The organism is Microcoleus sp. Pol12B4, from assembly GCF_036701385.1.
Lineage (GTDB): Bacteria > Cyanobacteriota > Cyanobacteriia > Cyanobacteriales > Microcoleaceae > Microcoleus.
In genome coordinates, this window is sequence record NZ_JAUBQR010000002.1 from 48,430 (window position 1) to 68,493 (window position 20,064).

Sequence of the window (20,064 nt, forward strand, 5' to 3'; positions counted from 1 at the left end):
TAGATTGCTCGATCGCATATCTCCAGCCAAACCACATCCAAGCTAAACTGATAATCGCCCAAAATTTTAGAATTATCTATGGAACAAGAAAGCGCAATCAGATTGAATTTGTGGATATGATTGTGGATTACCTAACCGCACATGGCGCAATGGATGCAGCAATCCTCTATGAATCCCCATTTACCGACATTACGCCACAGGGGCCAGAGGGATTATTTACCTCGGCTCAGGTAGATGAATTATTTTCTATTCTTGAAGAAGTTTCTACACGCGCTGCTGCATAAGACACAGCAGTAAAACCTGGGGCGTTACAAATAATCTTGGCTGAAGCCCAATTGTGATTACTTGGACTTCGACAGAACTGTGCGATCACAAAAAACCGGGTCATCTGGCTACTACTATAAATCATTCTACTATAGATAGCAGCTAAAAAAATGTGGTCAACGCCGAGCGGGGTTTTTCCAAGCCCTAACCGCTATCCCATCTGAGCTTCCGACTGGGATTGAACTCTTAAAATCTCCCTGAAGTGCTGGAGTCATATCTCAGGTAACATTGAGTTAGTTTTAAATAAATTTAATCCTTTCACTTTATGAAACAACTTATTTTTTTGATGGCCCTTTTTTACCTGATTCAAACTTACGGAAGTAATCCAGGTATTTTTGACATCCCCCTCTCATTATATCTTAAGGAGAATCTTAACTTAGATGCTGCTGAATCAGCTAGTTTCTGGAGTTTGGTAGGTTTACCCTGGTTTATCAAGCCACTTGGGGGTGTTATTGCGGATAGTTTTCCTTTATTTGGCTATCGCATGAAAGGGTATTTTATCACTTGTTATACTTTGGCTTTTGCGGTACTTTTGGGATTAGCTAGATTTTCAGGCTATACAACTTCGATGTTACTAATTAGCATGGTAATTGTCTCTACTTGTATAGCATTTTCTGATGTTTTAACTGATAAATTAATGGTAGTTGAGGGCAAACCAAAAGGTAAAACATCTATCTTGCAAGCTGCACAATGGTCAGCACGAGGTTTAGGTGGGGCTTTCATGTATTATCTTGGAGGTTGGATTGCCCAAAATGCTAATCTATCTTTCGCTTTTTTATTGACGGCAATTGTACCATTTTTAGGATTGATAGCAACTTTATTTATTCTTCCAGAGGCTAAGATTGAAAATAGCAAGGTTTCTCTAAAAAAAAATATAAAAGCTCTGTGGTTAGGTGTGCGATCACCTCAATTTTTAGCAGCATTTATCTTTATTGCTTGCTTTCGATTTCGCCCCGAGCCACCCGTTTTATACTATCAGCGTGATGTTTTAAGTTTTGAGGCTGATTTTTTAGGAGTTTTAGGTGCTATAATCTCTATATCTGTAGGACTAGGAGCAATTTTTTTTGGTACTTTTGCTTATAAAATTTCCCGTCGGAATCTGCTAAATTTAACGATAGCACTTAGAAGTATCTCTACTCTCGCTTTAATTTTTATTCAAGATGAAAAAAGTGCTATTTTAATCTGGTTATTCTGCGGATTTACAGATGTAATGGCTACCTTGGGCGCTTTGGAAGTAGCAGCTACCGCTTGTCCTGATGAGTCTGAGGGTACTGCTTATGCTTTATTAATGTCACTTTGGAATTTTGCTAATACTCCGGGGGTGATACTGGGAGGGTGGCTGTGGGACAGGGGAATGCAATTTTCTGTAATTGTTAGCATTAGTGCTTTATTTACAGCACTTTGCTGGTTTCTCATTCCCCTTCTCAAACTAGATCGAGAATAAAAATTTAACTGTGATTTTTTTCCAAAATTCTCTCTTTAAAATGGGCTGCTGCTTCTCTGGTTACAGTAATTTCAGTACCAGCAGCCTGTTCTGCTTCTGTAGCTAATTCAATCGCTCTGAGATCATTACCTTCGGCTTCTGCTACTTCGGCTAATCGCAGTAACGCCCCTGCTATCATGTCGGTTCGATCAATTTTCCTACTGATATTTAAAGATTCTTGATAACAATTTTTGGCTTTTTGGTAATCTTGTTGGACAAAATACCATTTACCCAAATTAAGTAAAGGTGCTGTTTGATAATATTGGTAATAAGTATCTTCAATAGAACGGTAAAGTTCTAAACAATAACTTAGTTCTTGGTAGCTAGTAGCTAAGTCATTTTGATCCAGATAATATATTCCAAACATATTACGTAGTTCAGCTTCTGAGAAAGTCCAAGCATTTCGATCTTGTCCAGAACTTTGGGTGCGTTCCTTAGCGGCTATATCTAAAGCCTGGCGATAGTAATTTAAGGAGATTTCTCTTTCATTTTTTCGATAATATAAAACTCCTAAGTAACGCAGAGTTCTACACTGTTTATGAGCATCATTTAATAATTCATATTTTTGCAGTGCTTTAATAAAATTTGTTTCAGCAAGGTCAAAATTACCCCATTCCATATTTACCCACCCTATTTCATTTATAGCTTGGGCTTCTGCTCCAACTTTATTAAGCTCTTGTGCTGCTCTCATAACAACGTAACCCAACTCGCTGAAATCATGCCAATAACCAAAGTCAAATAGAGGAGTATTGATGGAATCCCAAACTTTTATTAAGAGTTGAAAAGCTTGCTCTCTCTCGTCACTTTGCAATAAACACTTTTTTTCTAGGTTACGTAAAAATTTGGAAATGTTCTTTCTTTCTTCTAAGATATTGACATCAATATTAGGCATATTTGTTATCTCCTTATGAAGGTAATAGGAAATTTACCAATCGATACCCAGTTTCCATTTGGCAATATCTTCTAAGTATTTTAGATCGGGTTCCCAGTTATCGACTAAACCACTCCTTAAACTTCTCCTTAACCAAGGATGTAAGTCATATCGATCGTTCCCTTGGACATCCGTAACATATTCAATTAAATGCCACTGTTTTAGTTCACGTCTAGCTATATGCCAATCAGATTTTTCGATTTTTTTAGTTCCTAATAATTCATCTGAAGTTACACCTGCATCAGCTTGTAGACCAATATAGCGCAATATGTTTTTAGCGGGATCGCTTAAGCGTTGCCATGCGGTTTCTAGAGAAAATTTATAGAAATTTTCCACTTCGCCACTAGCTTTTTCTAAGGCTGATAATACAGGCTCTAAATCTCGATCGTACAAAACTCGACCGACAATAAAATGTAAGGCTAGTGGTGCGCCACAGGATAATTCATACATTCTTTCTAAATTTTGATCAGTTGCGTTTAGCAAAGCAGAAATATTATCAAATTTTGCTTCATCTTGCAATAGTTCATAAGACCAGCGTTTTTCTAAGCCCGGAACATTTTTTAGCCCTAGATATGGGAGTTTAGTTTCAACGCGACTGGTGAGTAAAGCTCGACTGGGGTTGAGCATTTTTGCTAACCTAGGGAGAATTTCATTTATTTGCGAAGTTTCAGCATTATCCAAAACTACAAGGATTTTTTTTTGTCTTAGTCGTTCTTGCACTTTCTCCTGAGTACAGCTAAGTTGATGAGCTATTTGATTAAGAAATTGATCCCAACTTAAGGCTTCAGATGGATTAATTTGGCTGATGTTATTATCAACAAATTCAGTTTGTCTGGCTGTTACCCAAAGCACATCGGCAAAGAGATTATTTTGAATGGCTGTTTGGGCAATTTGACAGGCTGCTTCTGTTTTGCCATAGCCCGCACTACCATTAAGCGACAGAATTAAAGGTTCTTGGGGACTATCAAAGTAATTTAGCACTTCGTGAGTGAGGGTTTCTCTCCCCCAGACTCGCCGACAACGGAGGCTAGGTATCCGTATCCTTGGGGTATTAGAGTCTTCGGCATTAGCCGGATCAACTACTTCTTCCCAGTTAAGTTCCAAAACTTGGCAGTAGGCCCGGAAGGCATTGGCATTAATGGGATTTTTTCCAGAAAGAAAACGTTTCCAAGTTCCCTCTGAGATACCTTCAGCCAAAGGTTGACCATTTTTACGGTTAGGCTCAAGGATTTTAGTGGCTTCTTCAAACCATTTGCCGCTATCGACAGTCCATCCTCTATCCTCTCTAGCCTGCTTGATTTTACGTAGTCCCTCTTTAGATGCCTTAAGAGTCTGCATTATTGATAATGGGTCTTTTGTCAAGATCAATTTTAGATCAGCTTAGTAGTGATCTTACCTGATCTGGTATCTGTTCGGAAAATCAGCCATTGTAAAAGTGTGGCTAATCAAAAACAGATTTGGCCTTGTCCTTTAAAAAAGAGGAAAGACAAATGTCAGAATACTGTATCACGAATCAGGCAAACTTAGCTTTAAACTATCCTAACTTGGGGGTGAGAAGTTTATTCTCCCTGTAAGCTAATAACTAAGTCGGTATTTATTGAAATGACTGGGTTTGCCAATGCTGGTTCCTATAATCTTATGATTTCAGCCCTTGCTAGTGCATAATGCTTACTTGACGAAAAAATTAGCGTTTTAGTTGATATTCGGTGAAACAAGGTGTTATTTGTTTGATTTGTTCTGTTGACAAAAAATTAGTTTTGTAAGGAGATTAGATTATGCAATTACTAGATGATGTCTTGCTGGGTAATACAGTTGGTACGGATGCGATCGCTCCTTGGAATGCCAGCCTAGAACCGACTAAGGCAATTATCCCGCAGCTAGATGCTAACCGCGTCCTAACCGGGGGTGCTAGTCAGGAAGTTAATATTCCGACTTTAACGTCAGAAGCCTATGACAATATCATCTTGCCTGACGATTTGCTAACCAGGATGGCTAATGGGGAGATCGCCGACTCCAACAGCAGTTTACCGGATAGCTCTGTTGATTTGCTAACAGGTCAGGCGATGTCAGAGGTATATGGGGATTTGAATAAGTTTGCGGCCGATCCAGATTTCGTGGCTAAGATCAATTTGGCTTTTGGGGAAAACTGGGATGCTGCGGGCGCGAAAGCCTTAGCTGAAGAATGGTTTCAGGGAGATTTTAGCGATATCCCGCCGGTGAATGTTGTCTCGTCTACTGAGATTGATGGGGCGAATGGGGCTTTTGCTGCGGCGACGGATACGATTTATTTATCGAAGGAATTTTTGGCTCAGAATAGGGCGAATCAGGCGGCGGTTGCGGATGTGTTGCTCGAAGAGATAGGGCACTCTGTTGATTCGCAGTTGAATGTTACGGATTCACCGGGAGATGAGGGAGCGATTTTGGCGGCGGTTGTTGAGGGTAAAACTTTTGATGCGACGGATTTGGCAAGTTTAAAAGCTGAGGATGATAGTGCAACCATTCACTTAAATGGTAAAGAAATTCAGATAGAAAAAGCATCTCTTCCAGACCCAGGATTGAGAGAACTTGTTCATATACAGGATATTGGTGACAGAATCTTTCCAGAAGGTGCTGTTGCGGGTACTACAGGTCAGTCACGGCGTTTAGAGGGGTTTCAGATAAATCTTGATTCTCCAATTCCAGGCTTAAGCATGGAGTACATGGCTCATATTCAAGATATCGGTGATACATCTTGGGTGAGAGAAGGGCAGTATGTTGGTACAAAAGGTCAATCTCGACGGGTCGAGGGATTTGCCATCCGTCTTACTGGTTCGGAAGCATCTAAGTATGATGTATTTTATCAGGCTCATGTAGAGGGAATAGGTGACACTGCTAGAGTCGGAAATGGTCAATTTTCCGGAACTCGTGGCCAGTCTAAACGAGTCGAGGCTATTTCAGTTTGGGTACAGCCTAAACCTCAGCCTGGTAAACCCGATATTGATATCCAACTCGTTTATCCCTATGGAGGCTTCACTCAACCACAGATGAACCAGATGGAAAAAGCCGCACAAAATTGGGAGAGAATAATCACTAAAGATAAAGACTCTAGTGGAGTTCTGAAGATTTCAGTTGTGAAGAGTCCAACTGATAGTTCAGGCTGGTTCGCGGACTCCTATACGGACTCTGCTCGTAATTATCGAGCTAACTTTTCTGGACCAGACGTTGACATAAACGGAGTTGATTATCAGAATAATATTCGGTTTAACCCCAGTCGATTTTCCGAGATTGTCAATAATAATTCGCTAGTTCGGCTAGCAATGCATGAAATTGGTCATACTCTAGGTCTTGACCATGAATTTGTTGTAAGCCTGATGAACCACTCCAACTTTAATCCCACAATGACCAACAGTATGTACAACACACTAACCGATCAGGGTTATGGTATTGATCGCAATGTACCGATTAATTGGTCTTGATTAGTTTTTGCATAAGCTAGGTTTAGCTAGGGTTTTTCTTTTTTACTCAGAATGCGATCGCCCTTTTCCCCAAACAACAAAAAGAGCGATAGCCCTTATTTTCCCAAAGTACGATCGCCCGTTTCCCGTCCCAAATCCGTCCTTCGCTGCTACTTTAGCTTGCGTAACTCAGTGTGTCGGCATCTATCTATGAGGACTCGTCAAAGCTTGATCGAGATATGGAAGCTTTAATGGCGGCCGGCATCCCCTGTCATTTATTCAAAATACTGACTTCCAACGATGAAATGGATTTGAAGCCCATAGCCCAATACCTCAAAGCAGTCTGATAATCTCTTGGGTGTATCGCAATTGTTCCTTTTCCTAAAGTGCGATCGTCTAGCGACAACAAGAAACTGATATCGGCTAGCTTCACCTTGCTAGCCAGCCGTAGCCCAATATTTTCTCTGTTTACAGTCATCATTATCCCGCTCTCTACTGCATTACTCCATTTGTCTGGAGTATTTCTCAACGCGGTAGCGAGCAGGAGCCGAGTGCGTTCAGAACCATCACATTACTAGCCATACCTCAATACGCAGGACTTTTACCCAAATCCCTTCTCTAGCTTGAGAAATGAGAGTGAATTATTATTTTCTTCTGTCGCTTAGTGAAAGAAGAGGGGTATTTGAATTGCACCTTTGAGGCGAGGATGTCCACTACACAAGAGTTTGAATCAAAAGAATCGGGTAAATTCAATGCCGGTAGTTTTCAAATTTTGGGCGATAAGCCAACCCTAATGTAAGGAAATGTAATGATTTTGCATAAACCTCAGTTTGCTTCTGATAATAGTAGAGAGTTTTTTTAACCCACTATTTTTCACGGGTAGTATAACTGAACTTAACTTTGGGCGATCGGGCAACCCAAATATAAACTTATGTAACGATTTCCCGTGATTTGCATAAAAACCTCAAGTTCCGCCAGATAGATAATTAAGAGCGCTTTCAAGCAACTATTTTTCAGGGGTAGTATGACTGAACGTAACATCGGGGCATTGACTGACAGCACAAGCTACACTGGTAGCGTTGATACTACAAATATATTTGACCTTTACAAATTTAATATCACCAGTCCGGGAAGTTTTCAATTTTCGATCGACGGTTTGAGCGGGAATGCCGACCTATCTTTATTAAACTCTAGTGGCGAAACACTTTACAGTTCCACCAACGCGGGAACCGATGCAGAAAAAATTAGCGCTGACAGCTTAGTAGTCGGAGACTATACTTTGCAAATCAGCGGCGACATCAAATACACACTGAATATAGTACCAACTAGCACTCAACAATCATCCGACGTAGACACCCTCACTGGTGCAACATCAGATTCTCCACTTCCCTTAAACAGCGCCGAAACTTCGGAAAAACCGACTGCAAACATAGATGTGATTACAGGAAGTGCTGTTGACGATAAGACTGTCACCACAGAAACAACATCACTTACTACCGACAAGCCAGTCACTACAGACTCTGACACAACTCTCACGTCTGAACCAGAAAAACCTATTTCCACGACTGAATCTGCGGCAGAAACAACAACAACCGACAAGCCAGTTATTACAGATTCCGAAACAACTCTCACATCTGAACCGGAAGAACCTGTAGCCACGACTGACTCGGCAGCAGAAACAACAACTACCGACAAACCAGCTACTACAGATTCCGAAGCAACTCTCACGTCTGAACCAGAAGAACCTATTTCCACGACTGACTCGGCAATTGAAACAACATCAACAACTACCGAAAAATCAGTCACTACAGACTCCGAAACAACTCTCACATCTGAACCGGAAAAACCTGTAGCCACGACTGAATCTGCTAGCGAAGAACTGCAAACAAGTGAAGAGACTACATCAGTGGGGGAAATCGCACAAGACAAACCAATCGATTCGGCAAATTCAACCGCCGAAGAACCCAGCGAAACTGTTGCCACAAACAATCTAAATAGCACAGCCACCACCAAAACAGATGCAGTTGCAGACGAAACTGTTGCTACTCAAGAACCAAAAACAGGCGAGACTTTAGTTGCTATTTCCCCAGATGCCACCAAGCCAGGGGACGAAACAAATACTGACACCAGCGACGAGGAAGAAATAGAGAAAGAGAATTCGCCTACTACCGTAGCAATAACTGACACCCAAAAAGAACCAGAACCTATTACGGAGAAAAAGTTAATTGCTCTCTTTACATCGGGGGTATTTACTACGGATCAAACTGGTCTTTTCAGTATAAACTACATATTTGATGGTGGGAGGTTCCAAGGTGAGTTAGCTATTTTTAGTTTAGACGATTTAGACCAATTTGAACCCGGTTCGGAAGCATTTATTAAAGAAGTAGCTGCGCGTTCTTTAAGTAACTCTGTGCAAGGTCATGTAGTAATTAATGATGCTACAGAAGGTGCCAAGTTTTCCGGTTTATTAGGAGAGGACAATGCCAACGAAGGAGTTTACTTAGGAGTCAAGAGTTTTGCCGTAACTGCTGGTGGTAAATATGGGGTGATGTTGGTTCCCAACGGTAGTGTCAAACTGGTTTATGATAATCCGACTGTTGGCGGCGATCAACGTCCTTTATTTTCTATGGCAATGGCGAATCCTGTGGAGGGATTTCACTTTGGTCAAATGGCGGATCTGACCGGAGAAGGTAATACCTTTATCATGGAGGATATGCGGTTAGATGCAGGGAGTGACAGGGATTACAACGATATCATTTTCCAAGTGCGGGGTGCGACGGCAAAAGCTGCTTTGCTTGATACGGTGATTAACCCGGATAAAGAGTGGCGGAAAACTGATTTGGGCAAGGCACTTATTGCCTATGCGAAACCTTACATTACCCCGGAACCAAAATTAAATGTAGATGCTGAACTATCCGATTCACTTGATGAGTTAGAAAAGGACATTCTGACTCCATCAACTTCTGATCAAGAGACTCCCACAACTTCAGCACCTGCCACTACTACTGACGAAGATACTGATGCAGCCCAAATTGAAACAGCAGACAAAGTAGATGCAAAGCCTACTACTCCAGCGGTGACGACTGAGGAAGAAGTCAAAGATACTGGTGATAATCCTGGTGATTTGACTGAGCTTGAAACAACAGATCAGGTAGATACAAAGCCTACGAATTTAGAGGTAACGACTGAGGAAGGAGTCAAAGATACTGAGAATAACTCTGATGATTTAACCCAGCTTGAAACCACCGACGAAGTAGATGCAAAGCCTACTCCAGTGGTGACGACTGAGGAAGAAGTCAAAAATATTGAAAATAATCTTGGTGATTCGACTCAGGTTGAAACAACTGACAAGGTAGAAAAAAAGCCAACGACAGGTGCGACAACACCAACCGCTGGCAGAGATAGTGTGGCGGAATCGGCGGAAAAATTACCAGTTGAAAAAACGCCGATTCCCGTAGCGACAACTGAGGTAAAAAAACAAGTTACTGAAGCACCAGCAACGCCCATTTTGCCTGCTCAATCTAATGTTGAGACGGAAGTTGCTGCAACGACACCAACGGAGAAGCTAGAAACACAAACCGAAGAATTGCCAGGAGAAATTCAGGCAGAGGTAGAAACAAAGCCGGAATTTTTGCCAGTCGGAAGTCAGAGTAAGGTAGAAACAAAAGCGGAATTTGTGCCATCGGTAACTCAGCCAAAAATAGAAACAAAGCCGGAAGTTTTGCCAGCGGAAAGTCTGACCAAGGTAGAAACAAAACCGGAAGTTTTGCCAGCGGAAAACCCGGTTAAAGAAGAAACTAAACCGGAGGTAGTAACTGAGGTAGTAACTGAGGTAGAGGAAACTGACACTCTTAAAGTAGTCGCAAATCCTGTAGAGTCTGTGAAGGAAAGTCAGCCAATAGCGACGGTGGAGAGTAAAGAGACTCCAGCGGTTGTGCCACCGCAAGCGCCGACTATGCCAGTTGCAGGTACGAATACTGCTGTAGAGTCGCAGAAAAAGGAGATAGTTACTCAGACTGAGACGGGAGGTGTTAATGATGCTGCACCAAAAGAGTCATTGCCAATTTCTCCAACAGTTGAAAAGCCAACTGAAAATAATTCGACGGTGACGGTGACAGAATCGGTTAAGGATGAAGTAGCACCAAAAAATAATGATGTTAATGCTGATTGGATTGCGCGATTGGAAAGCATTAAACAACGTTTGAGTAATTTGGGTAGTGCTGATGTGGTTGTCGAAAAGGCGATCGATCGCACTTTGATTGCTCGTTTAGAAACCATGACTGAGAAGCTGAGGGAGCAAACTGGGGCGACTCCTATTTCGGCTCAGACAGGGACATTGATTTCGCGGTTGGAAGATATGGTAGTGAAAGTCACACCACCTGCGATCGAACCTATTCAACCAGTACAATTTGAGTTTCCTGTAGCAAATCAGCCGTTAGTGGGTGTAATTGATACGGGTTTCAGTGGCAATAATCCTGATATTGACTATTCCCGCATTATTTTAGGGCGCGATCGCGTTTCTAATGATGTTAACCCCTTACTGGCCACAGGTGAAGGCAACGAACACGGTACGCACATTTTAGGGATTATTGGCGCAATTCAAAACAACGGTGTGGGTATTGATGGGGTGAACGATAAAGCGCCTTTGTGGGTGGGGCGGGCGATCGGTTCTGGACAGTGGGCGGAATCTTTGGTTGAATTTGTCAATGCTGCTGTCGAGTCGAATCAACCGAATGCAGTTGTGAACCTTAGTTTAGATTTAACTCAAATCAATCCTGACGGTAGCGTTACTACTCGCTATGAATTTACGCCGGAGGAAAGGGCTGCAATAGAATATGCGCGCCAGCATAACGTATTGCTGGTAGTGGCGGCTGGTAACGATGGCGGTATGATGTCAGTTTTAGGTCAAGCTTCGCAGGAATTTGACAACATTATTACTGTGGGTGCGGCCCAACGAATTAATGATGAAATTGCGCTTTCTAAGGCTTACGATCGCACAAATTATTCCAGCTACGGTGTCGGTTTAGATATTTTAGCCGATGGAGGGACAGTAGAAAATCCAGTTTTGTCCACTACTGGCGATGGCGTAGGTGCGATGGCGGGGACTTCGGTGGCTACTGCGAAAGTCACGGGTGCTGTTTCGCAAGTTTGGGCCGCAAATCCTAGTTTGAGTTATCGCCAAGTGATTCAAATTATCAAGGATACTGCCACTGATTTGAAGGAGCCTAATTGGGATAATGAAACAGGTCGTGGATTGCTGAATTTAGAAGCTGCTGTAGCTTTGGCTTTAGCTACAATACCGCAAGAGTATGATGTGGCAGCTACCATTATTCCTGATACTTGGACTGGTGAAGGAAAGGTAACGCCCACAGAGCGTGCCAGCCAGACAGCGGAAAGCTTCCAGTTGCGTGTTTGGCCGGATGATGGCGTGAATCTGCGGAACAGTCCTAACTTCAACGATCGCGGCCCGGTTTCTCTTCCCAAAAACACTTGGCTTAACTTTGACGCTTGGACTTGGGGCAGTGTCAATATCGATCCAGTTACCGGAGGACAGGATGCGCTGTATTACCGGACGTGGTACAACGGTCAAGCTTACTGGGTTCCTAGTATTTGGATTGATGGTTATCCGCCTAGTGGTCCATCTTTACTCCCACCAACTCCTACACCCACGCCCACGCCCACTCCTACACCCACGCCCACTCCTACACCCACGCCCACTCCTACACCCACGCCCACACCCACACCAACTCCTACACCCACACCCACGCCTATACCCATCCCTCAAGTTCCGATTAACTCCAACTCACCGAATTATCGGAGTGGCCCTGTCAATCCCTTTGCTTACAACTGGCAGGGACAATGCACTTGGTATGCTTACGGACGGATGCTGGAAACTGGCTTGCTACCTGCAGCTATCAAGAATAATGCTTTGTTCCGGGGTCATGCTGGGACGTGGAAGAATGATGCTTTGAAGGTAGGTTTGCCTGTTACTTCTACGCCAACTCCTGGGGCGCGGGGTTTAGTGGTTTGGCCTCCTTATACTCAAGGAACTCTACAGTGGGGACACGTTGCCTTTTTGGAAGAAGTTTATCCCGATGGTCGCGTCCGCATTACTGAGTCGAACTGGCCAACTGGTAGCGGGATTAAGGAACGAATTCTGACTCCAGCGCAATATGCTGGATTGTCCTTTGTCCAACTGGAAAATGCTCAAACTAATTCCTATAACGCTCCTCCAGCACAGCCTGGACAACAACGAGAGTACAGAGTTCGTCCAGGCGATACTCTGTCAGGCATTGCTCAGCGGGAATTAGGTAATGCTAATCGTTGGCCCGAAATCCAGAAACCAGGCGGCGGTACATTTACGGAAGCGGAAGCGCGTAATTTGCAGGTAGAACAGTCGGTTTATCTACCTGTGAGTTATCAGACTGGATCTGGTACTCCAGTGACACCAACTCCTTCACAAGGAACGCCTGCTTATGCAGTCAGCGAAGCAGGTCTGAGGTTTATTGCCCAACATGAGGGAACAAGACTTAATCTATACAACGATCCTGCTGGTCACTGCACGATCGGAGTCGGTCATCTCGTACACTTAGGCAATTGTAATGGCAGCGAACCAGCAGAGTTTCGCAGTGGCATCAGCGAACAGCGTGCCTATGAATTGCTCAGGTCTGATGTTAATGCGGCGGTGCAGGCTGTGAAAAGCTTGGTGAAAGTACCCCTTAATCAGCAACAGTTTGACGCACTGGTTAGCTTTACTTTCAACCTGGGCGCAGGAAATCTCCAACAATCTGACTTGCTAAAACGACTCAATGCGGGTGAATACAGCGCAGCGCCATACGAACTCAGTCGGTGGGTCTATGGTGGTGGTGTTAAGTTGCCCGGTTTAGTGCGACGGCGTAATGAAGAGGGCATCTTATTCAGAGATGGCATTTATACAGGAGTTGCTAATGTGCCTGTAAATGTAACGCCTATATCTACGCCAAATCAAACTGGTAGCATTACTTGGGTCAATTTCAGCGGTACGGTTGGGCCATCTATGGGCGTGAATCTGCGGAATAGTCCTCGCTTTAGCGATCGCAGTTCTCGCAATGAGCCAAATAGCAAGCGGTTGGAGTTTGATGCTTGGACTTACGGTGAAGTCGGTACCGATATGTGGAATGGAAACCAGGATGCTCGCTGGTTTAAGGTAAAGGGGACAAATTTGTGGGTTCCTAGTGCCTATATTAACGGCAACCCGCCGAATTCTACACCGATGCCCAGTAGTGGAGGGGGTGGCACTGTCACAATTGGCGTAACACCCATTAACGATCCTCCAACAGCTTCTGACCCTAATGGTACGCTTGGTACTGCTGGCAATTGGGACAGCTTCAGCGACAGAACTCATTCCATTTCAGATTCCATAGGTTTTAACGACGATCGAAATGATTTCTTTCGATTCCGTGTTGCCAGCAACCGCACCAACGTTAATCTCACCCTGAGTGGTTTAAGCGCAGATGCAGATTTAGAGCTGATCCGAGACTCAAACAACAATGGTCACATCGATCCTAATGAAGTGATTGGAAGTTCTCAGAAGTCTGGTACTTCAGTAGATTCTGTTAGTCGGATTTTGGAGCCGGGTGACTACTTTGTTCGAGTCCTACCTGGTACATCTAGTGCCAAGACTAACTATAACCTTCAATTGAAGTCTGTACGCCTTGCTGGTGATATCACAAATGGGGATAAATTACCACCGTACATGGGTGGCGCAAGCCTCTGGCGCTATAACAGCGAGGGTAAGATGGAAAATCAGAAACAAGAAATTAAGTCGAATGCGGCAATTGAGTCTAATAAGGATACTATTGTTGTCATTCACGGAAACAATCCAGACGGTGGGAGCTTAGACAATGATGGAAATATTCAGTCCTTGGCAAAGGTAGCTGCTAAAGCTTATCCGAATCATCAAGTTCTAATTTTAGACTGGAAAAATCCTGCAAACAATGGAGGGGGAGTTCCTCATACATCTGCGGGTGCTATTAACCCTGTTGCAACATGGGCAAAAGATACATTGGCAGCAATTGGACTAACAGCTAGTCGCATTAGTCTCTTCGGTCATAGTCTCGGCTCTTATGTGAGCGCCGAAATTGGGCGGATGTTGGGAAAAGTAAACAGTATTGTTGCACTCGATCCGGCAGCAGCGGGTTTAAATGGTGGAGGCAACACTTACGATCTCAACGGAAATACTACTGCTAAAAAAGGCGATGGCGAAACTGTAAAAGATTTCCGTGATGTTGCATATAACTCAGTTGCTTTTGTGGCTTCTGATGAAGAAGCTGGATGGATGGGAGATAATGATCGAGCTACTACTGCCTCTGATTCATTCATAATTCGCTATAAAGATCTCGGTTATGATGCTCTTGGAGGAGAGGCTCATGGCGGTGTTGTTCAGGTTTTCACGGATCTCCTTAATAAGGGTTGGAAGGATATCAGTAGCTATGAGAGAAATCGCTATGGCAACCGGGGGGGACTTTATGACAAACAAAAAGACTGGAGTCATGAAGCTGTGATATCTGCCACAAAAGTCAATGGAAAATGGACAGCGGACAGTTTAAGCAAAGTTTCTGGATCTAGTAAAGCAACTTGGGTTTAAACAAGTTTCAAGCTTTGCTGAAAGCAACTTGTAATATTACTAGGGAGGTTTACCTCCCCATTTTTTATATAACCAATCTCAACCGAACATACAAAATGAACTTTAAACCTTTTTTGAGCATCGACAATCAACCCATCTCAATTACTCAAGCTTTAGCTTATCTTCGTGCTACTGGCGATCTCCAACCATTTCTCCTCAAAATCATCCGCCAGCATATCCTGGAAACAGAACTGCAAACCCAGGAAAAACTAGAGATTGACTCTACCATCATCGAACAGGCTGTCATCGACTTCCGGTTTGAGAATCAACTCAATGATCCAGAGCGTTTTCAGGAATGGCTCAAGGCTCAAGGCATTAGCTATGCAGAGTTTCGTCATCAGATTATCGCTAGATTGAAAATAGAAAAGCTCAAAGCAGAGGTGACAGCACCAAAACTAGAGGAATACTTCAAGGCTAATAAAGCCTTACTCGACCAAATTATTCTCTCGCGTATCGTCGTTGCTGCTAAAGATTTTGCCCTGAGTCTCAGAAGTCAAATTCTCGAAGACAGCAACCGATTTGAATCCTTAGCGCAAGAGCATTCTCTCACCGACGATCGCCTGGTAAAAGGCATAATGGGCCCAATTAGTCTAGGTCAAATTCCCGAACTGATCCGAGAGTCTGTTGCTACTGCTACCCCTGGGGAGTTAATCGGACCACTGGAAATTGACGGGCGTTATACCTTACTCCGAGTCGAGCAATTTCTCCCAGTATTTTTGGAGGGTTCGCTGAAGCAGCAATTGCAAGAACAACTGTTTGATCAATGGTTGCAAGAAAAAGCGCAGAAAATGACTATCAAGATGCACGTTGAGTGATGAATTAGAAAGCGATTGCCTTTGTCAAATCAGCTAGAAATGCGATCACTTTTTGGGGTGGACAGGGGTGAGCACTCTTTTGGAATGAGTCAAACAGTGCGATCACTCAGAAGAATTGGGCATGATTTCTCAACTATCAACATGAGGAAAAGATTGAATGTATCGCTAAATTTTCTCATCCATACAACTAATTCCGTTCTGGCAGAGTTCATATCCACAGATATTCATTCTCTCATTCCCAACCAGTTCAAAAGCACCAGGTTCAATCTTAAAATTTTTGACAAACCTAAAAGTTCTTAATCTGGGTTCCTTCGAGACAAATGCTAATTTGTTGTAAAAGGAGGGAAACATTCGGTAGCATGAAAAAGCGATCGCCACCTTCCGAGTACAGCGATCGCCATCAATATCCAAAGAATCCTTATCCCTCAACCTCTTTCAATCCATCCTCTAGCAACATCCGCACGATATCCACTTTCTTGCGCCCCGTCCTGGCTGCCAGCGACAGTTTACGGTGTAGAGATTCAGAGATATCCACGGTAAAGGGGTAATATTTTCCTTGGTATATGCCTGCTTGTTTGGTCAATTATAAGCACTAAAAAATAGGTTTATAACCTGCTGCTGCTGTACTTTATACACCTGGAATTGGCTGTAAGCCTTCTCTATTGAGACTTATCTAGGTTCAATACTTACTCAAGTTGCTCTGCTGGTTTATGGCGATCGCACCACATCTCCCCAGCGTGGACAGGTTCGCCACACGCGGGGCAATGGTTCGGGAGTACGGCGGAGCTTGGAAGCTCTCCATTTCCATCGCAAACGGGGCATTCCACATCATATTGCTGGTGGACACCCGGAACAGCTCGGACGTGAACGATTTTGAGTCCTTTGCACCCTGGACATTCCATGTCAATCTCCTTGACTTTGATAGCTTTAATAAATTGGAGCGAAGCAAAAGCATTACACCGACACGGGCTAGGACTGCTGTTCTTGCTAAATACGAGCGCTTGTCCAAATTCAACGACAATAAACTTTGCTCGCTTTCATTTCCATTATGAGCGATCGTTCAGAGGGTATTGTGAGCATCCCCATCGAAGCCAGCGAGAGGGATACTGCTGGTTAACTTAACAATTCACCTTTGTCGCCGAAAAGTTGACGAGGTGCAACGCTTCTGGAGCCTTGATAGTCAAAGTCTTGAAGCCTCTGAACCTCAAAAAAGATAGTGGATTATTGACAGGGTTATAGACTCATAAGATCGCCCCAAATATTGAATCTGATGCAAGGGATCTTGCCCCTCTCTTTTATTGACTCACGCACAGCTTGTGCGCTGGCCGCAAGAAAATATAGCCGTCCAAGCTGCATATAAAGGCAAGGAGAGCTTTGTTTTGCCTTAAGACTTGTTGTTTAAGTCCTGCTAGCATGAAAAAGAGATCGCCACCCTCCCAGTACCCAGTACAGCGAGCGCCCAATATCAAGAGAATCCTTACCTACGCCTCTTCTTTTAACCCCTCTTCCAACAGCATCCGCACAATATCCACTTTCTTGCGCCCTGTCTTTGCTGCCAACATCGACAGTTTACGGTGCAGAGTTTCGGACATATCCACGGTAAACCTGACCATCGCTTCTTTATCGGGTGCTTGCAGTTTGCTCATCAGGCTAGGCTCCTTTGATTGAATGGGAACTGTTTTTGGTGCCGATGCTTCCGGTGGTGTTGCGGGCAATGCAGTTTCTGGTGTTACCGATGCTGTGGGCGTTGGTGCTGGCGATACAAGTTCTGGTGGTGTTGACGATGCAGTTTCCTGTGTACCAAAAACAAATTCTTCCATCGCGCTGCCGAGTGGTTTGCGTTTCTTGGTACTCATTTCAGCGCTCCCATGATTTCCTTAAACAATCGGCTGTACTCTTTACCAGAATCTTTGCCAGGTTGACCGCCCCAATCCCACACCGTAGCTGCTTGCCCCGAAGAATCAGCAATCACTTGTTTTTGATGAACGACTGAGTTGAGCACTTTGATGGTGCGGGCAAGTTTTCCCAACAATTCCATTGCTTCTGTTTTGAGCTTTGTCCCCTTCACCGCACGGCCCAGGAACATCAACGCTTTTGTGGGTTCTTGTCTTACCAATTGAACTTGTTTGATAAGATTAATGCTAAACGGCGATCGCAATCCAGCGAGCAAGTGGGTTTAAACTGAACTCCCAAAAAGAGGTTTTGGGGACGATCTGCTGCTCAACCAAGCTCGCTAAAAAAATCTCTCATAGGTTCTACAGCACTTATTTGGGATCTATTCATGCAGTTACAGGAATGAACATCAGTCGGGTGAAACACACATTAAGTTTTGCAGTGGCATGGCCGAAAGTTCTCGAATTCGTTTTTGACCAAGCTCCTACAGCTTTCTATCCAAGCATTTGAAGCTTCTACAATCCATCTAGTTGCTACCAGGGCAAATCCAATTTTCCAGGAGCTGTTTCCGACGGCTCTTTCAAACTCAACAACCACAGGGTTCATCATCCGAAATGAAAAAACTAGAAGGAAAAGTCGCTCTTGTCACCGGCGGCACTAGCGGCATCGGTCTTGCGACTGCTAAGCGCTTTGTCGCCGAAGGAGCGTATGTCTTTATCACAGGTCGTCGTCAAACTGAACTGGATGCTGCCGTCAAAGAGATTGGTGAAAACGTCAGGGGTGTTCAGGGCGATGTCTCTAATCTGGCAGACCTCGATCGCCTATTCGCCACGATCTTTCACGAGCAAAGACACCTCGATGTCGTCTTCGCCAATGCCGGCGGTGGAGAACTCGTCCCCCTCGGATCGATCACTGAAGAACACTTTGACAAAATGTTCAACACTAACGTCAAAGGTCTGCTGTTCACCGTGCAGAAGTCACTGCCTCTGTTGCCTCTGGGCGCTTCCATCATCCTGAACGCCTCTCAGAGTACGACGGTAGGCACCCCAGCCTTCAGTGTTTACAGCGCTACCAAAGCCGCCGTGCGCTCGTTTGCTCGTAATTGGATTCTCGATCTCAAAGAGCGCAAAATCCGGGTAAACGTCATTAGTCCGGGCGTGGTTCCTACTCCTGCTCACAATCTCCTGGGACTGAGTGATGAGCAGAGACAGGAATTCATAGCCGGCTTTGTCAGCGCCATCCCTCTGGGAAGAGTCGGCACGCCCGATGAGATTGCCAAAGCTGTTGTCTTTCTCGCCTGTGACGACAGCAGCTTTGTCAACGGCATCGAGCTGTTTGTTGATGGCGGTATGGGACAGATTTGAAGCGGTCTAAAAGTGGCCGGTAATTTTCCAAGCGGGCTACCTCTTTGAAAGTGCAAACGTACTGGAAAATTGAGAAAAGGATTCGATCGCTCTGGCTAAGCTCCTGAGCCTAGAAAATATAGATAGCTTTTTCTAGATTTTAATCATCTAAACATTCAATCATCTAGACATTCAGATGTTTGAAATGTAAAATTTAGGTGATGAACTCAACAGGCTTACCTATGATTGTGACCGTCGCCTCATTCAAGGCGGAGTCGGGAAGACTACCACAGCGCTGCATTTGGCGGCTTACTTGCAGACCAAAGCGCCCGCTTTGTTGGTAAATGGCGACCTCAACCGCAGTGCGTTGGATTGGGCAGCGCGGGGTTCCTTGCCGTTCAAAGTAGTAGATATGACGCATGACAACCGTTAAAACCCATACTAAGAATTGATTGTGCTATAGTAGCACACACAGGCATACCTTAGAAAAAATAGCGCCGCTTACAGTATGCCTTTAAAGCACAGTAACGGCATACTCCGGTCAGCATCTTTTCCATCCCGAACCAGAGCCAATGGCAACCAAGAACATCAGAATTGTGGGCTATTTGCCACCCGACTACCACCAAAAGTTGCGCGACTACATGGTAGAGCAATCTCTAACGGAAAGTGCCGCGCTCGCCAAAATCATCAAGCAATTCTTTGAAGCAGTTCCAGCGCTCTCGGCCGAAACGGTAGCTTCCGAAACCAGGGAAACTTTCGCCCAACTGCGATCGGAAATTGCCGATTTACATGGGCGAGTCGCAGCTTTGGAAACAGCAGAAATTCAACGCCAATTCAATAAAACTTCTCCCAAAAACTTTGGAGCAGAACAGCCCCAAATAACACTGCGCCCCCTGAAAGCTGCTGACCTAGCAAAACGGTTGGGAGTAAGTGCCGAAACTATTGAAAGTGCTGCTGCTAAAGGCAGCACTTCCTTTGTTGAATGGAGCAAACAGCGAGATCCTGGTTCAAGAGCATGGCACAAAAAGGGCAACTTTTACCATCCGAATCCAGATTGAGGTAGAACGATGTAGCTACTTTGATTTGTGGGAAGATCCACCGCCTCTCATCGCCTACAACCGAGCGCTACGTTGTTATCGTTAATTAGCCGAGCCAACCCGCCCTATAACTCGCTCA

At 44.2% G+C, this 20,064-nt stretch carries 13 protein-coding genes; 7 read left to right on the forward strand and 6 right to left on the reverse strand.

The features are described from left to right. Positions 1–11 precede the first annotated feature (11 nt). Positions 12–284: a type I restriction-modification enzyme R subunit C-terminal domain-containing protein gene (locus tag QUA38_RS00850; protein ID WP_445305014.1), complete on the forward strand. Its 273-nt coding sequence runs from the start codon at positions 12–14 to the stop codon at positions 282–284. Positions 285–589: 305 nt separating this feature from the next. Further along, positions 590–1,768, forward strand: a complete 1,179-nt coding sequence (locus QUA38_RS00855) for an MFS transporter (RefSeq protein ID WP_333158346.1) — start codon at positions 590–592, stop codon at positions 1,766–1,768. A 4-nt stretch (positions 1,769–1,772) separates the two neighbouring features. Here the strand turns inward: QUA38_RS00855 and QUA38_RS00860 are convergent, their stop codons facing one another. Next, positions 1,773–2,699 (reverse strand): tetratricopeptide repeat protein, encoded by a 927-nt coding sequence (locus QUA38_RS00860; RefSeq protein ID WP_333158348.1) that lies wholly within the window; start codon positions 2,697–2,699, stop codon positions 1,773–1,775. Between the two features lie 33 nt (positions 2,700–2,732). After that, positions 2,733–4,100 carry an NB-ARC domain-containing protein gene (locus tag QUA38_RS00865; protein ID WP_333158350.1) on the reverse strand — a complete coding sequence of 456 codons (1,368 nt, stop codon included), beginning with the start codon at positions 4,098–4,100 and terminating at the stop codon, positions 2,733–2,735. 413 nt (positions 4,101–4,513) lie between these two features. Here QUA38_RS00865 and QUA38_RS00870 point away from each other — a divergent pair, with 413 nt between their 5' ends. Next, positions 4,514–6,193 carry a hypothetical protein gene (locus QUA38_RS00870; protein WP_333158352.1) on the forward strand — a complete coding sequence of 560 codons (1,680 nt, stop codon included), beginning with the start codon at positions 4,514–4,516 and terminating at the stop codon, positions 6,191–6,193. A 250-nt stretch (positions 6,194–6,443) separates the two neighbouring features. Here QUA38_RS00870 and QUA38_RS00875 read toward each other — a convergent pair whose 3' ends face one another. After that, positions 6,444–6,653 carry a hypothetical protein gene (locus QUA38_RS00875; RefSeq protein ID WP_333158354.1) on the reverse strand — a complete coding sequence of 70 codons (210 nt, stop codon included), beginning with the start codon at positions 6,651–6,653 and terminating at the stop codon, positions 6,444–6,446. 543 nt (positions 6,654–7,196) lie between these two features. On the opposite strand from QUA38_RS00875, the gene QUA38_RS00880 reads away from it, so the two are divergent. Further along, the gene (locus QUA38_RS00880; protein ID WP_333158356.1) at positions 7,197–14,798 is read left to right on the forward strand and encodes a glycoside hydrolase family protein; all 7,602 of its coding nucleotides are present in this window, start codon (positions 7,197–7,199) and stop codon (positions 14,796–14,798) included. Positions 14,799–14,893: 95 nt separating this feature from the next. Further along, positions 14,894–15,652 carry a peptidylprolyl isomerase gene (locus QUA38_RS00885; protein ID WP_333158358.1) on the forward strand — a complete coding sequence of 253 codons (759 nt, stop codon included), beginning with the start codon at positions 14,894–14,896 and terminating at the stop codon, positions 15,650–15,652. A 686-nt stretch (positions 15,653–16,338) separates the two neighbouring features. Here QUA38_RS00885 and QUA38_RS00890 read toward each other — a convergent pair. From QUA38_RS00890 to QUA38_RS00900, 3 genes are all read right to left on the reverse strand, one after another. Then, positions 16,339–16,554 (reverse strand): hypothetical protein, encoded by a 216-nt coding sequence (locus QUA38_RS00890; RefSeq protein ID WP_333158360.1) that lies wholly within the window; start codon positions 16,552–16,554, stop codon positions 16,339–16,341. Between the two features lie 579 nt (positions 16,555–17,133). Beyond that, the gene (locus QUA38_RS00895) at positions 17,134–17,508 is read right to left on the reverse strand and encodes a hypothetical protein (RefSeq protein ID WP_333158362.1); all 375 of its coding nucleotides are present in this window, start codon (positions 17,506–17,508) and stop codon (positions 17,134–17,136) included. Continuing rightward, positions 17,505–17,822, reverse strand: coding sequence for a hypothetical protein (locus QUA38_RS00900; RefSeq protein WP_333158363.1), 318 nt, complete (start codon positions 17,820–17,822; stop codon positions 17,505–17,507). The genes QUA38_RS00895 and QUA38_RS00900 overlap by 4 nt, the downstream gene beginning before the upstream one ends. Before the next feature lie 337 nt (positions 17,823–18,159). Here QUA38_RS00900 and QUA38_RS00905 point away from each other — a divergent pair, with 337 nt between their 5' ends. Further along, positions 18,160–18,909, forward strand: coding sequence for an SDR family oxidoreductase (locus QUA38_RS00905; RefSeq protein ID WP_333158365.1), 750 nt, complete (start codon positions 18,160–18,162; stop codon positions 18,907–18,909). A 551-nt stretch (positions 18,910–19,460) separates the two neighbouring features. Next, on the forward strand, positions 19,461–19,946 hold the full coding sequence (locus tag QUA38_RS00910; RefSeq protein WP_333158367.1) for a hypothetical protein: 486 nt from the start codon (positions 19,461–19,463) through the stop codon (positions 19,944–19,946). Positions 19,947–20,064: the final 118 nt, after the last annotated feature.